Origin of the sequence: Streptococcus oralis, assembly GCF_001578945.1 — a bacterium.
GTDB classification, from domain to species: domain Bacteria; phylum Bacillota; class Bacilli; order Lactobacillales; family Streptococcaceae; genus Streptococcus; species Streptococcus oralis_Q.
Window position 1 is genome coordinate 161,512 of sequence record NZ_KQ969550.1, and the last position, 13,562, is coordinate 175,073.

General features: G+C 46.2%; 15 protein-coding genes and 1 pseudogene. 4 read left to right on the top strand and 12 right to left on the bottom strand.

Features of this window, described 5'->3' with window-relative positions:
- Positions 1-22 precede the first annotated feature (22 nt).
- The 12 genes from yidD to treP all read right to left on the bottom strand — a co-directional run bounded on the left by yidD (position 23) and on the right by treP (position 10,225).
- Positions 23-265, bottom strand: a complete 243-nt coding sequence (yidD, locus tag SORDD16_RS00740) for a membrane protein insertion efficiency factor YidD (protein ID WP_061451962.1) — start codon at positions 263-265, stop codon at positions 23-25.
- Positions 265-987, bottom strand: coding sequence for a pseudouridine synthase (locus tag SORDD16_RS00745; RefSeq protein WP_061451963.1), 723 nt, complete (start codon positions 985-987; stop codon positions 265-267). The genes yidD and SORDD16_RS00745 overlap by 1 nt, the downstream gene beginning before the upstream one ends.
- On the bottom strand, positions 974-1,543 hold the full coding sequence (scpB, locus tag SORDD16_RS00750) for an SMC-Scp complex subunit ScpB (RefSeq protein WP_061451964.1): 570 nt from the start codon (positions 1,541-1,543) through the stop codon (positions 974-976). The genes SORDD16_RS00745 and scpB overlap by 14 nt, the downstream gene beginning before the upstream one ends.
- Positions 1,544-1,567: 24 nt before the next feature.
- The gene (locus SORDD16_RS00755) at positions 1,568-2,290 is read right to left on the bottom strand and encodes a segregation/condensation protein A (RefSeq protein ID WP_061451965.1); all 723 of its coding nucleotides are present in this window, start codon (positions 2,288-2,290) and stop codon (positions 1,568-1,570) included.
- Positions 2,290-3,024, bottom strand: coding sequence for a site-specific tyrosine recombinase XerD (xerD, locus tag SORDD16_RS00760; protein ID WP_277730370.1), 735 nt, complete (start codon positions 3,022-3,024; stop codon positions 2,290-2,292). Before xerD ends, SORDD16_RS00755 begins: the two co-directional genes overlap by 1 nt.
- The gene (gene cbpB, locus SORDD16_RS00765) at positions 3,021-3,482 is read right to left on the bottom strand and encodes a cyclic-di-AMP-binding protein CbpB (protein WP_061451967.1); all 462 of its coding nucleotides are present in this window, start codon (positions 3,480-3,482) and stop codon (positions 3,021-3,023) included. The genes xerD and cbpB overlap by 4 nt, the downstream gene beginning before the upstream one ends.
- Positions 3,479-4,000: a metallophosphoesterase gene (locus tag SORDD16_RS00770; RefSeq protein ID WP_001118939.1), complete on the bottom strand. Its 522-nt coding sequence runs from the start codon at positions 3,998-4,000 to the stop codon at positions 3,479-3,481. The genes cbpB and SORDD16_RS00770 overlap by 4 nt, the downstream gene beginning before the upstream one ends.
- A complete protein-coding gene (locus SORDD16_RS00775; protein ID WP_061451968.1) occupies positions 3,976-4,947 on the bottom strand; it encodes a nucleoside-triphosphate diphosphatase in 972 nt (323 codons plus the stop codon). The genes SORDD16_RS00770 and SORDD16_RS00775 overlap by 25 nt, the downstream gene beginning before the upstream one ends.
- Positions 4,944-5,738 carry a glutamate racemase gene (racE, locus tag SORDD16_RS00780; RefSeq protein ID WP_061451969.1) on the bottom strand — a complete coding sequence of 265 codons (795 nt, stop codon included), beginning with the start codon at positions 5,736-5,738 and terminating at the stop codon, positions 4,944-4,946. The genes SORDD16_RS00775 and racE overlap by 4 nt, the downstream gene beginning before the upstream one ends.
- A 67-nt stretch (positions 5,739-5,805) precedes the next feature.
- Positions 5,806-6,051: a YneF family protein gene (locus SORDD16_RS00785; protein ID WP_061415844.1), complete on the bottom strand. Its 246-nt coding sequence runs from the start codon at positions 6,049-6,051 to the stop codon at positions 5,806-5,808.
- Between the two features lie 244 nt (positions 6,052-6,295).
- Positions 6,296-7,921 carry an alpha,alpha-phosphotrehalase gene (gene treC, locus SORDD16_RS00790; protein ID WP_061451970.1) on the bottom strand — a complete coding sequence of 542 codons (1,626 nt, stop codon included), beginning with the start codon at positions 7,919-7,921 and terminating at the stop codon, positions 6,296-6,298.
- 333 nt (positions 7,922-8,254) lie between these two features.
- Positions 8,255-10,225, bottom strand: a complete 1,971-nt coding sequence (gene treP, locus SORDD16_RS00800) for a PTS system trehalose-specific EIIBC component (RefSeq protein WP_061451971.1) — start codon at positions 10,223-10,225, stop codon at positions 8,255-8,257.
- Positions 10,226-10,409: 184 nt separating this feature from the next.
- Here treP and treR point away from each other — a divergent pair, with 184 nt between their 5' ends.
- The 4 genes and pseudogenes from treR to SORDD16_RS11485 all read left to right on the top strand — a co-directional run.
- Positions 10,410-11,132, top strand: coding sequence for a trehalose operon repressor (gene treR / locus SORDD16_RS00805; RefSeq protein WP_061451972.1), 723 nt, complete (start codon positions 10,410-10,412; stop codon positions 11,130-11,132).
- A gap of 61 nt (positions 11,133-11,193) precedes the next feature.
- A complete protein-coding gene (locus SORDD16_RS00810; RefSeq protein ID WP_061419908.1) occupies positions 11,194-11,754 on the top strand; it encodes a sugar O-acetyltransferase in 561 nt (186 codons plus the stop codon).
- 262 nt (positions 11,755-12,016) lie between these two features.
- On the top strand, positions 12,017-13,162 hold the full coding sequence (locus SORDD16_RS00815) for a low temperature requirement protein A (protein WP_061451973.1): 1,146 nt from the start codon (positions 12,017-12,019) through the stop codon (positions 13,160-13,162).
- Between the two features lie 207 nt (positions 13,163-13,369).
- Positions 13,370-13,562 (top strand): annotated as a pseudogene (locus tag SORDD16_RS11485) (site-specific integrase); the annotation flags it as partial.

Genomic DNA, 13,562 nt, shown 5'->3' on the forward strand with positions numbered 1-13,562 from the left:
GGTGCAGTGCCTGATGTTGGGTTTATTTTTCTTCTCGATTTCGTCTGAGGGAAAAGTGGTCTGGGACGGGGTCCTGGCCTGTTTTCGACCAGGGATGGCAACGTAAAATCCGAGCCAAGCCCATCAGAACACCCTTGAAGCCATGTTTTTCAATGGCCTGAATCATGTAGTTGGAACAAGTCGGCTCAAAGCGACAAGAGGGGGGAAAGGCTGGTGAGATAAAACGTTGGTAAAAACGTACTGGCGCTATTAAGATTCGTTTCATTATTTCTTGGTTACAGCCATGGTGTGTAGTTGGCTGATTTCTTTTTTATTGAGGCGACGGGCTTCACCTGGACGGAGACCAGTCAAGTCTAGGTGTCCAAAACGTGTCCGTGACAACTTATCCACTCGAAGACCGACAGCTTCAAACATCTTTTTAACCTGATGATTACGCCCTTCATGGATGGTCAACTGTACCACTGAGCGGTTTTTGACTGAATCCACTTTGAGAATCTCATAAACAGCTGGCTTGGTTTTCTTGCCATCAATCTCAAGACCACGGGTCAAGGGGCGGAGATTTTCTTTGTTGGCCACACCTTTAACACGCGCGACATAGACCTTGTCAATCTCATTACGGGGGTGAATCATCTCATCTGTAAAGTCCCCATCATTGGTTAAAATCAAGGCGCCTGAAGTATCCCAGTCCAAACGTCCAACTGGGTAAATGCGTTCTTTGACATTGGGCAAGAGATCCACAACCGTCTTGCGACCCTTGTCATCTGTCACACTGGAAATCACACCACGTGGTTTGTTAAGCAGATAGTAGACTTTTTCTTCGTTGTAGATGGGTTGACCTTCAACTTCAACCTTGTCACCAGATTTGATGGTCGTTGCGAGTTCACGTACCACTTGGCCGTTGACCGTCACCAAGCCTTGCTTGATCAGCTCCTCTGCTTTTCTCCTACTGGCCACACCTGCGTGGGCAATATATTTATTGATTCTCATCTTCTTCTATCCTTTCACCAAATAATTGGCTTTCTTGGGCTTGAATCTCAAGCTCATCAATCACTGGCAGTTCTTCCAAATGGTTAATACCCATATAATCTAGGAAATAATCCGTAGTCACATAGAGGTTGGGGCGACCCAACACTTCCTTTTTCCCATCTTCTCTTATCAATTCAAAAGCTTGTAGCTTAGCTAGAGCTCCACTAGAATTAACCCCACGAATGGCATCAATCTCTATTCGGGTAATCGGTTGCTTGTAGGCAATGATGGACAAGGTCTCAAGGGCAGCCCGAGACAGACTTTGGTTGATGGGTGCCTTGGAGTATTCCTTCAAAATCGCTGCAAATTGAGGCTTGGTGACCAATCTGTATGCGCCACCTGTCTCAATCAGAGATAAGCCCGACTCTTGATCTTTTTCATACTTCTGGGCTAATTTTTCTAAACTCTGTTGGATGCCTGTCGGTGGAAGTGATAGGAGTTCAGCCAACTGGCGGACCCGAATCCCATCTTCACCTGCCACAAACAAGAGCGCTTCTATTTCTGCTAAAGTACTCATCTTTTCTCTCTATCAAGTCTAGCTTTATGCCTCTTGATTTTCTTCCTTCTTTTCCATGAGATAGATATCTCCGAAACTCTCCTCTTGCACGAGGATCAGTTCCTGAGTTTTGATTAACTCTAGGGTTGCCAAAAAGAGGGTAATAACCTCTTGGACATTCTGGGCTTCCTTGAACAAATCCTGCAAGCGCAACTGATCTCGTCCAGTCAAGGACTCTTTTACGATGACCATCATGTCCTCAATCTTATACTCATCCCGCAAGATGGTCGTGTGATTCTGTGCGAACTCCTCTTTTTTCTTGGCTAGGATATTTGAAAAAGCCAAAAAGAGGTCAATGGTCGTCTTGTCATGTACAAGCTCCGCATCCTCGTAAATCAACTCTGTTGGCGCTTTGGAATAGTACTGGGCCCGATTTTGGTGCTTAGCCTCCAAGTGCTCACCCAAGAGCTTGAACTTGCGGTATTCTTCGATTTGAGAGAGAAGATCCTGCTCTAGATCATCCTCCAAGTCTGTCACTTCTGCTACCTTTGGAAGAAGCTTGCGGCTCTTGATCAGCATCAGCTGACTGGCCATGACCATATACTCGCCCGTCACTTCCAGACGCATGGCCTGCAGAGTTGAGACATAGGCTAGGTACTGTTCGATAACTTCCGTAATGGGCACATCGTAAATATCCATCTGGTACTTAGAAACCAAGTGCAAGAGCAAATCCAGAGGCCCTTCAAAATCTTTTAATTTAATATCCATTATCTATATTTTTCTAAGGTCAGGACTGTTTTTAATCCTAGTTTTTTTGCAATTTCGTACAAATCGACCTTGTTTTCAATCTGTCTTAGAATGAACTGTTCCCGCAAGGCTTGGGCGGATAAGGCTGGAAAACCTTTCTCCTTGACAAAGGACTCCAGCTGACGAAAGGCCCACTGACGAGAATAGGCTTTCCCTCCCCTTTCAAAGAGATAGGTCTGCCCCATCAAGGGTTCTAGCTCTGGAATCAAGGGCGTAGGAATGGTGACAATCCTCTGTTGGGAAGCCTTGTTGATTCGCAACACCTGAAAATCCAGATTGATATCCGCAACCTTGAGAACTAAAATCTCACTCGGTAACAAGCCCATTTCCAAGATAAGAAGCGCTAGTAAGCGGCCCTCTGGATAATTACTTTCCTGCCAAAAAGAGTCTAGGTCTAGAATCTCTGGCTTTTCAGTCTTCTTTTCAGCTTGCTTAGCTAATTCCAAACGATAAAAGATGTCCACTTCTCCTTTTTGATAGAGAAAATAGAGAAATTGGTTACAGGCTGAAAGTTTTCGCTTCTGGGCGCTGATTTTTAGATTGGCTTGCTGGGCTTGGTAAATCTTGAGACTGGTCTCAGAGATCCGCTCACCTACAATGTCTAAAAATTGCTCCAGATCATACTTATAGGACTGCTTGGAATTGGCAGACAAACCCTGCTTTCCCTCTAAAAAGTCTGAAATCCTCTCTCTCATTTGCATCGAATCTCATATTCCTTACTAAAGTCATGCAAAAGGGCATTGACGGCCTTGAGGATAGACTTGCGCGTAATGATTCCTTGGAAAAGTCCTTCACCATCTACGACTGGCAAGAAGGGTTCATCCACCAGTTTATGGAGGACTTCAGTGATGTTATAGTCTGGAGCGACAACTGCCACATCTGTCTTGGTCATATTGACGATATCTGTCGTTGCCATCTGCTCATCCGTCAAACCTTGCTCCATTTGATAAGCCAAAATGTCTCTCAGGCCAATGGTTCCGACAAAGCGTTTGTCAAAGGTCACAACAGGGATACGGGTATAGGTGATTTGGCTCAGCACTAAAATCGCATGGTCAGCATTATGGGTATCAATCAAGGCTGCTAGATTCTCAGCAGGGGTAAGAAAAGTCTCTTCCTGCTCCAATAAAAATGCTTCAAATTCCTTGGCAATCATCGAGCAAACTCCTTGGACAAGCCTGGATAAACCTCATGATCACGTGTCAAAAAGTCTACTTTGAAATAGCTGTCATCAATCTCCACACGGGCATAGAGGCATTCCCTGATGGTTCCTCGTGGTTGGCTGATAGAACCAGGATTTAGAAAGAGAGTCTTTCCTTCCATCCAAGCATTTGGCACATGCAAGTGACCATAGAGACAGATATCGGCATCTTCTTCCTGAGCCCAGTAGTCCAACTTTTGAAAGTTGAAATTGATATCAAACAAGTGTCCATGCGTCTGGATGATCTTGGTCGGACCAAGTTGAGTTACCAAACGTTCTGGGTAACCAGCATAAAAGTCCATGTTTCCTTTGACGACATGGATGCCTTCCCAGAGCGGAGAGTCTGGACGGAGTTCTGAGTCACCATCGTGAAAAATGGCATCAACTTTACCCAGATAGCGGTCACGGATTTCTTCCACAATCAAGCTATCTCCGTGGGAATCACTCATTACAATGATGGTTTGCTTTGCCATGATGGAAATACCTCCAATAATTTTTTCACCGCAAGTGCACGGTGGGATTGGCTATTTTTTTCTTCAAGGGTTAATTCGGCTGCTGACTTGCCTGTCTCTCCCACGAGAAAGAGGGGATCATAGCCAAAGCCATTTTCGCCCTTGGGCTCAAAGTTGATATAACCTGGCCAGTCAGCTTCAACCACCAAGCTTTCCTTGTTTGGACTCGCCACGACCAAGGTTGTATGAAACTGCGCCGAGCGATCCTTGAGTTCAAAGACCATGGCCAATTCATGCAAAAGTTTGGCATTATTTTCACGGTCTGTCGCTCCGACTCCTGCGAAACGAGCTGACCAGACACCTGGAAGGCCGCCCAGGACATCGACCTTGAGACCTGAGTCATCTGCCAAAACCATCTTGCCCGTTAATTGGGAAATAGTTTCTGCTTTAAGTCGAGCATTTTCTTCAAAGGTCATACCTGTTTCAGCCACTTCTGGTAGGTCTGGATAGTCATTGAGATTTTCCACATCGTAGCCTAGTTTATCAAAAATCGCACGGAATTCCTTGGTCTTGCCCTCGTTGCGAGTCGCGATCAACAAGGTTTCTCTGACCTTGCTAGTTTCAAAAAAGGCTTCTACATCAACGCCTTCTTTAGGCAATTCGACATGCAGGAGTTGTCCATTTTCAATCAAGAGCAGAGCTCCCTGACGTTGGATGACTTCTAGATTGCGACCTGCTTCTTGGTTGAGGATATCTGCGATAAAGGATAAGAGGCGATAGTTGGAAGACCAGCGCATAATGGTGATGGAAAGGGGAAAACCCGTCTCCACAGTCCCAAACAGCCTCCCCAAGGCAGCAAAATCCAAATCCAGTGGCTCCTCTAGTAGCTGATGAAAGCCCCCGTAGATCTCATAAGCGCCAACATACCAATCCTGCTCATCCTTGTATTCATAAATTTTCTTTGTCATAATGTTACATGCTCCACGTGAAGGTCTTTTTCCAGCCATTCCTCGGCGATTTCCTTAAAACTCTGGCTGCTAGCTGTAGTGTAAAAACGGTGATGCAAGGTGACATCTTTCCGACTGCGATTGATCTCAAAATAATTGAGCAAGACGGAAATATCCCGCACGCACTCCGCTCCGCTATCGATCAAGGTGACCTCAGGCCCCATGACATTTTGGATGATAGGACGAAGGAGCGGATAATGAGTACAGCCTAAAACCAAGGTATCCACGCGCCCCACCAAGGGACGCAGGGTCTCATAAACCACCTTTTTAGTCAAGCTGGTTGAAAGCGCCCCTGACTCCACCAAAGGCACAAACTTCGGACAAGCCAGACTCTCTACCTGCAAGGTCGGTGCCAGATCCTGAATCTTTTCACGGTAAATATCTGACTGAACCGTCATGGGAGTTCCGATGACGCCGATTTTCCCGTCTTTGGTGGCTTGAATAGCGGCCGAAGCGCCTGGTAAGATCACTCCTAAAACAGGAATGTCCAAGGCTTCCTTGATTTCTTCCCAAACAACAGCTGTCGCTGTATTGCAGGCAAAAACAATCATCTTGACATCCTTGGTCAAGAGAAAGTTGACCAACTGCCAGGTGTATTCCCGAATCTGCTCAGCTGGTCTTGGTCCGTAGGGTGCTCTGGCTGAATCACCAATATAGACAATTTCTTCATGAGGGAGCTGTCTCATCAGCTCTCTGACGACCGTCAGTCCCCCCACACCCGAATCTAAAAATCCAATAGGTCGATTATCCATAAGCTCTTCTTTCTAAAAATAGGGTTGGAGTGACACTCCAACCTCCTCTTTTTTTATGGTTCCTTGCTTATTTTTTCTTGCTATTTGCAAGGGCTGCCTTTTGTTGGCGAATGATTTGGTGGTAGACTTGTTGTACTTTTGCTTCGCTTGGTTTTTGTCCATTAGCCGACAGCAAAGCCCGAACAGCTTCTGCATTAAGTCGTGGGTTGTCCGCAAATTCTTTTTCCACTTGCTTACGCACCAAGTACATGCCTCCAAGGGCTCCACCCAGGAAGGCCACGATAATCAAAACGATTGCTAAAATTAGATCCATTTGTATCTCCTATTTCTTTTTTATACTCAATGAAAATCATCAGCAAACTAGGAAGCTAGTCTCAGGTTGCTCAAAACACTGTTTTGAGGTTGCAGATAGAGCTGACGTGGTTTGAAGAGATTTTAGAAAGAGTACTATCTGTATCCATTATACCACAAAGTCCCCCGACTGACTAGTTTGACCTTTCCTGCTCATTTGGTTAAGTTTCAAAAAAAGAGCCTGAAAGCAGACTCTTTGACATTCTTTACTTTGTATAAAGGGCCAGGGTTTGATAGGGTTTGAGTGTGACTGTTTCTGCCACTTCTGTCCCTCGATAGTTGGAGAGGAGCACCTGTCCCTTCTGGTAGTCGGCTGGGAGAGTCACTGCTACTTCTCTACCGTAGAAATTATTGAGCACCAGCAGTTTTTGACCTTCATAATGACGCTCAAAGGCGTAAACCTGATCGCTCTCTTCTAGGGCTGGCAGGTAGCTTCCTTCTGAGATGAGAGGCAATTCCTTGCGCAGGCGAATCAGTTCTTTGTAGAAGTTGAAGATAGAACCCTGCATTTCCTTATCAACGTTGATGTCTTTATAGGTCTTGCCTGCTTTTAGCCAGGGAGTCCCTGTGGAGAATCCTGCATGGAGAGACGCATCCCACTGCATGGGCGTGCGGGAGTTGTCTCGGGATTTAGCTTGGATGACCTTGAAGGCCTCTTCAGGTGTTTTTCCTTGTTCCAGAAGCGATTGATAAGCATTGATCGACTCCACATCGACATAGTCACTCATACCCTCATAGTCTGGGTCAACCATGCCGATTTCTTCTCCCATGTAGATATAAGGAGTTCCCCGTGATAGATGAATGCTGGCAGCCAGCATAGTAGCTCCTTCCTGACGGAAATTTTGAATATCCACAAAACGGTTAAGGGCCCGGGGCTGATCGTGGTTGTTCCAGAAAAGGGCGCTCCAGCCACCACGCTCGCTCATTTCCTTGCCCCAAGTGTGAAAGAGACGCTTGAGTCCCTCAAAGTCAAAAGCTGCAAGGGTCCATTTCTGGCCGTCTTCATAGTCCACCTTGAGGTGGTGGAAGTTAAAGGCCATGGACAATTCCTCACGTTCTGGAGCTGAATAGAGCACGCAGTTGTCAATGGTTGTGGACGACATTTCCCCAACTGTCATAAAGCTATCGTCGGATCCAAAGGTGGCTTGATTCATCATCCGCAAATAGTCATGAACGATGGGCTTGTCTGTGTAAGCTGATTTTCCTTCATTTTCAGGGCAATCCCGCAACACCTCGTCCTTGCCAATCAAATTAATAACGTCAAAACGGAATCCCTTGACCCCCTTGTCCCGCCAGAAATTGACGACCTTGAACAATTCCTTGCGGACATTGGGATTGCGCCAATTCAGATCTGCCTGGGTCACATCAAAGAGGTGGAGATAGTACTTGCCTGTATCGCCAAAGGGAGCCCAGGCAGAGCCTCCAAACTTAGAGACCCAGTCGGTTGGTTGGTCTTGGATAAAGAAAAAATCTTGGTAATAGGGATCTCCTCCAAGAGCCTTTTGAAACCACTCGTGCTCTATCGAACAGTGGTTGAGCACCATATCAAGCATGAAATCAATCCCGTGCTCTTTTCCGACCCGAATCATTTCTTCGAAATCTGCCATATCCCCAAAGGGCGGGTTGACAGCGGTATAGTCTGAAATATCGTAGCCATTGTCCCGTTGGGGGCTAGGATAGAAAGGATTGAGCCAGATCATATCCACGCCCAGTTCTGCTAGATAGGGAATCTTCTCGGTAACGCCTCGGAGGTCACCCACCCCATTTCCTGTCGTATCTTTAAAGGATTTTGGGTAGATTTGGTAGACCACCTTTGTTTTATCAAATGTCATCTTCGTTTTCCTTTTTAAAAAGGGGAGGGCTTCCGCCACCACCCCCGGTTGCTTGTTCTAGTTCGTTTCATACTCTTCGAAAATCTCTTCAAACCATGTCAACGTCGCCTTGCCGTAGGTATGGTTACTGACTTCGTCAGTTCTATCCACAACCTCAAAGCAGTGCTTTGAGCAACCTGCGGCTAGTTTCCTAGTTTGCTGATGATTTTCATTGAGTATCAACTAGTTGATTTGCTTTTTTTAATTTTTTCCAAAAGAGAATCTGATTTTCATCATTAGCAGATTCCTCACCACTTCCTATTCGGTCGTGCGATGATTCTCTAAGTGTCTGGATCAAATCCGTGTTCCCTTCAAGAGTTCCTGACCCTGTTGGATGGTGCGTGGCAGATCTCCTTGGATCTCCACTTGGAAGGCATCCTGATTGGTGACAATCACTGGAGTTTCTGCGACCAAGCCAGCTGCGTGAATCGTCTCGATGTCAAAGCTAATCAGAGCTTGTCCAAGGGTTACTTTGTCACCTTGACTAACATGGGCTTCAAAACCTTTGCCATCTAGGCTCACGGTATCCATGCCGATGTGCATCAAAAGCTCTACTCCTTGATCAGAAAGGATGCCGATCGCGTGTTTGGTCGGAAAGAGCACCGTAACCGTTCCATTGACTGGTGCTAGCAAGCGACCCTCACTTGGCTCGATGACCACTCCTTGACCCATGACACCGGATGAGAAAACAGGGTCTGTCGCTTGGCTCAATGCTTTGACTTGACCAGCAAGAGGGCTCAAGATATTCACAGTTTCCGCACTAGCAGCTTCATGGTGACTGGCAAATTCTGGCTCTTCCTGGGCTTCAAATTCTGCTTGAAGGTCTGTATCGTCCTCTGTCTTGGTAAAGAGACCAGCCTTACGGAAGAAGATAGTGAGAATCATTGGAACTGCGATTGCAACCAACATGACACCTGCAAATGGCAGCATGTATTGAGGTTGGATGGAGAGGATTCCTGGAAGTCCACCGATACCAATAGAGGCAGCAGTGACGTTAAAGGTAACGGATAAGAGGCCTGCTATTGAAGATCCAATCATTCCTGCAACGAAGGGATAGATGTACTTGACATTGACCCCAAAGAGGGCTGGTTCGGTCACCCCGAGATAGGCTGAAATAGTAGCTGGCAATGAAATCTGTGCTTCACGTTCATTTTTGCGGTGAATCAGATAATAGGCAAAAACAGCTGACCCTTGGGCGATATTAGAAAGGGCAATCATCGGCCAAAGACCAGTCCCGCCCGCATCAGCAATAAGTTGCGTATCAATGGCATTGGTCATATGGTGAAGACCTGTAATGACAAAGGGCGCATAGAGAGCACCAAAGATAGCACCAAAGAGCCATTTAACAGGACCCGTCAAGCCTGCAAGAACGACAGCTGATAGGCCTTGTCCAACAGTCCAACCAATCGGTCCCAAAACGGTATGCGCCAAAATCAAGGCTGGAATCAGGGACAAGAAGGGTACAAAAATCATGGAGACCACTTCCGGAATATGCTTGCGCCAGAAAATTTCGAGGTAGGACAAGCTCAAACCTGCAAGAAGAGCTGGGATAACCTGAGCTTGGTAACCGATTCGATTGATAGTAAAGGCACCAAAGTTCCAAACCCAATCCGCTGCAATCACCTCAGCAGGCGTCGATGCTACGGCATAGGCATTGAGCAACTGAGGCGAGACCAAACAAATCCCAAGCACGATTCCCAAGATTTGGCTGGTTCCCATCTTGCGTGACACCGACCAGGTGATCCCTACTGGCAAGAATTGGAAGATGGCTTCTCCTGGAAGCCAGAGGAAGTGATTGATCCCTGCCCAGAACTGCGAAACTTCCGTAATGGTCTTGCCATCTAGCATAGACCAGTGCACGCCCTCTAGGACATTTCTAAAACCAAGGATCAGCCCTCCAACGATCAAGGCTGGAATGATCGGAGTAAAGATTTCCGCCAAGGTTGTCATGACCCGTTGGATTGGATTTTGATTGCTCTTAGCAGCGGACTTGGCTGCTTCTTTTGATACCCCTTCGATCCCAGAAACCGCCGTAAAGTCGTTGTAGAAAAGTGGCACGTCATTTCCGATGATAACCTGAAACTGACCTGCATTGGTAAAGGTTCCTTTAACAGCTGGAATAGCTTCAATAGCCTTGACATTGGCTTTTTTATCATCGCCTAGGACAAAGCGCATGCGTGTCGCACAGTGGCTCACTGCTGTGATGTTTTCCTTGCCTCCGATTGCCAGCAGCAAATCTTTAGCTTCTTGTTCAAATTTTCCCATTTGAGTCTCCTTATGGTCAATCTGTGATTGACTTGATAGCTTTATTGTAATCGATATCAAACTTGTCTGCAACTTGTTTGGATAAAATTCTCCTATTTTTGATGAAATTTTTGACACTTGTATGGTAAAATAAAAACAAGTTATCCTTTTATCGATGGAAATCCAAATCCAGAAAGGAATTTGTATGAAAAAATACCAAGAAATCTTTTATAAACTCAAACAGCAAATCCAAGCAGAAACCTATCCTGTTGGAAACTTTCTTCCCAGCGAGCATGAGTTGATGGCGCTCTACGGCGTCAGTCGAGATACCGTTCGTAAGGCGCTGAAAAATCTGCAAGAAGAGGGACTCATCCGAAAGATCCGAGGTCAAGGTTCCCAGGTTATCCAGGAAGAAACCGTCAACTTCCCCGTTTCCAACCTGACCAGCTACCAAGAATTGGTCACAGAACTGGGCCTCCAGTCCAAAACCAATGTAGTCAGCCTGGATAAGATCATCATTGACAAAAAAACGGCCCTCTTGACAGGATTCCCAGAATTTCGTATGGTCTGGAAAGTGGTTCGCCAGCGGGTCGTTGACGACCAAGTCTCCGTTTTAGATACCGACTATCTGGATATGGAATTGATCCCCAGACTTAGCCGTGACATTGCAGAGCAGTCCATCTACGCCTATCTAGAAGGGGAGTTAAAACTAGTCATCGCCTACGCTCAAAAGGAAATCACCATTGATAAGGCCCGCGATCACGACAAGATTCTCATGGATATTGGCAAGGACCCTTATGTGGTTTCTGTCAAATCCAAGGTCTATCTCCAAGACGGGCGCCAATTTCAATTCACCGAAAGCCGGCACAAATTGGAGAAGTTTCGCTTTGTGGACTTTGCCAGACGACAGCAAGCCGACCCTCACTAGTCATTTTTTTACAAAATACTCATCTTTTTGGTAAAATAGTAAGAAAGCTCTGGAGGCAAGCATGAAATCAGAATATCAAAAAATGATCGCAGGAGAATTCTACCTTCCTAGCGATCCAGAATTACGACAGCTAGCTCAGAAATCGCGCCAACATCAAAACGCCTTTAATAATGAGCAGGATGCTCAAAAGCGCAGCGAGATCATCAAATCTTGGTTTGGAAGCACCGGCCAACACCTCCATATGGAGACAGGCTTTTGCACCGACTATGGCGTCAATATCCATGTCGGGGAACACTTTTATGCCAACTGGAATTTGACCATGCTGGATGTCTGTCCTATCACTATCGGATCCAATGCCATGATCGGGCCCAACTGTCAATTTTTGACCCCGCTTCACCCCTTGGATCCTGAGGAGCGCAATTCGGGCGTCGAGTACGGAGCACCTATCACCATTGGCGATAATTTCTGGGCTGGAGGTGGTGTCATCGTACTTCCTGGGGTCACCCTCGGAGACAATGTTGTCGCTGGCGCAGGAGCAGTTATCACCAAGTCCTTTGGTGACAATGTCGTTCTTGCTGGAAATCCCGCTCGCGTTATCAAAACCATCCCTGTCAAATACTAATACCCTTGAGAATCTCTTCAAACTACGCTAACTTACTCAGTTCTATCGACAACCTTAAAGCCCTGCTTTAAGCAAGCTGCGAATGATTTTCATTGAGTATAACTCGAAAATCCAATAGCGCACAGTTAGTAGCAGAGCTACCAGACCTTCTCCAACCAGCACTTACACCAAGTATCAAGGAGCCTTCTCTTGTCGATTTTCCATCTACATCAAGGCTCTTTTTGACTGGTAATCCCATCTTTATTTTCAGAAAGGAAATTTCATGTCGTCACTTATCAAGCACAAGCGAGTGGAGTTCAGTGAACTCTTTTACGACCTCGTTTTTGTCTATGCTATTTCTAAAACAACAGCCCTCATCCACCATCTCCATCACGGAGTGCTGGGCTGGGAGTCCATCCTGTCTTTTCTTATCACCCTCATCATCCTGATCAATAGCTGGATGATCCAGACCGTCTTTACCAACCGTTATGGGAAAAATTCCCTCTTTAACATGGTCATCATGTTTATCAACATGGCTATGCTGCTCCTGATTTCAAATATGATCATAGCAGACTGGCAAGGTTATTTCTACCCTTTTAGTTGGGCAGTCGGAACCCTCTCCTTCACCCTCTTTTTCCAATACTTGGTAGAATACCTTCGTAAAAGCAATCCTCAAGAAGACCGCCCCATTCTCAAACGCTTCCTCTGGATCACGGGGCTTCGCTTTGCCAGTGTTTATCTAGCGGCACTCCTTCCCCTCGCTATGGCCTTCCCCGTCTTTCTGATTGGGATTTTGGGAACCTTTCTCCTGCCCCTGACGCTGAACCAGACCCCCAATGCCTTTCGTGTCAACTTCCCCCATCTGATCGAGCGGATTTCGCTCCTTGTGATCATTACCTTTGGCGAGATGGTCATGGGACTTGCGAATTTCTTCACGCCTGAGACCTTCTCTCTTAGTTCCGTTCTCTACTTTATCCTCATGATTCTGCTCTTTCTCTTTTACTTTGGGCAGTTTGACCATGCCATTGACGAGGGTCTAGATACTGGTGGTGTCTTTCTCATCTATAGCCACTATCCGATCTTTATCGGTCTTATCCTCATCACCGTTTCCATGAGTTTCCTTCAGGATCCCAGTGCCAATGCTCTCTTTGCCACCACTTCCTTTTATCTGGGAATTGGACTAGTGCAGCTGGCAACTCTGGCCAATGGTCGCTACAACAAGGACTACCTCCGCTATCCTACCAGTTTTTACGCCCTTCAACTGACGATTCTACTCGTCAGCTATATCTTGTCCTTGTTGCTAGCTTCGAACACCACTCTTGTCATCGCCATCGCGACGCTCGCAAGTCTTCTAGCCGAGGCTCACTCTATCCATTTTTACATGACCCAGGTCAAAAAACATGCTCATCCCAACTGGGATCTGTTTTAAGAATGGCTCTGTTTCAATTTTTTGATACAGGAAATCCTAACTCCCACTAGTCCATCACACCATCCTAGTTCTCCGAGCTGGGATGGTTTCTTTATTCCATGGAGAACATCAGAAGGCTTCAAAACAGCTCCTATCTCAAGGAAGGAGTACAATGAAAGTGGTTCTATCCTAAACCACAATACAACTTTTACAGAGGAGGACAAGGATATGTCTACCGCACCATTTCATAGTCATTCGTTATTTCACCAGTTTTACGCGGATTGGATTGAAACCTATAAGAAGGGGGCCGTCCAAAGAGTCACTTTGCAAAAATATCAGATGAGCTTGCAGTGGGTCAGACGCTTAGCCCCCAAGCTAAAAATAGAAGAGATTAGTCGCACCACTTATCAGAAATTGCTGA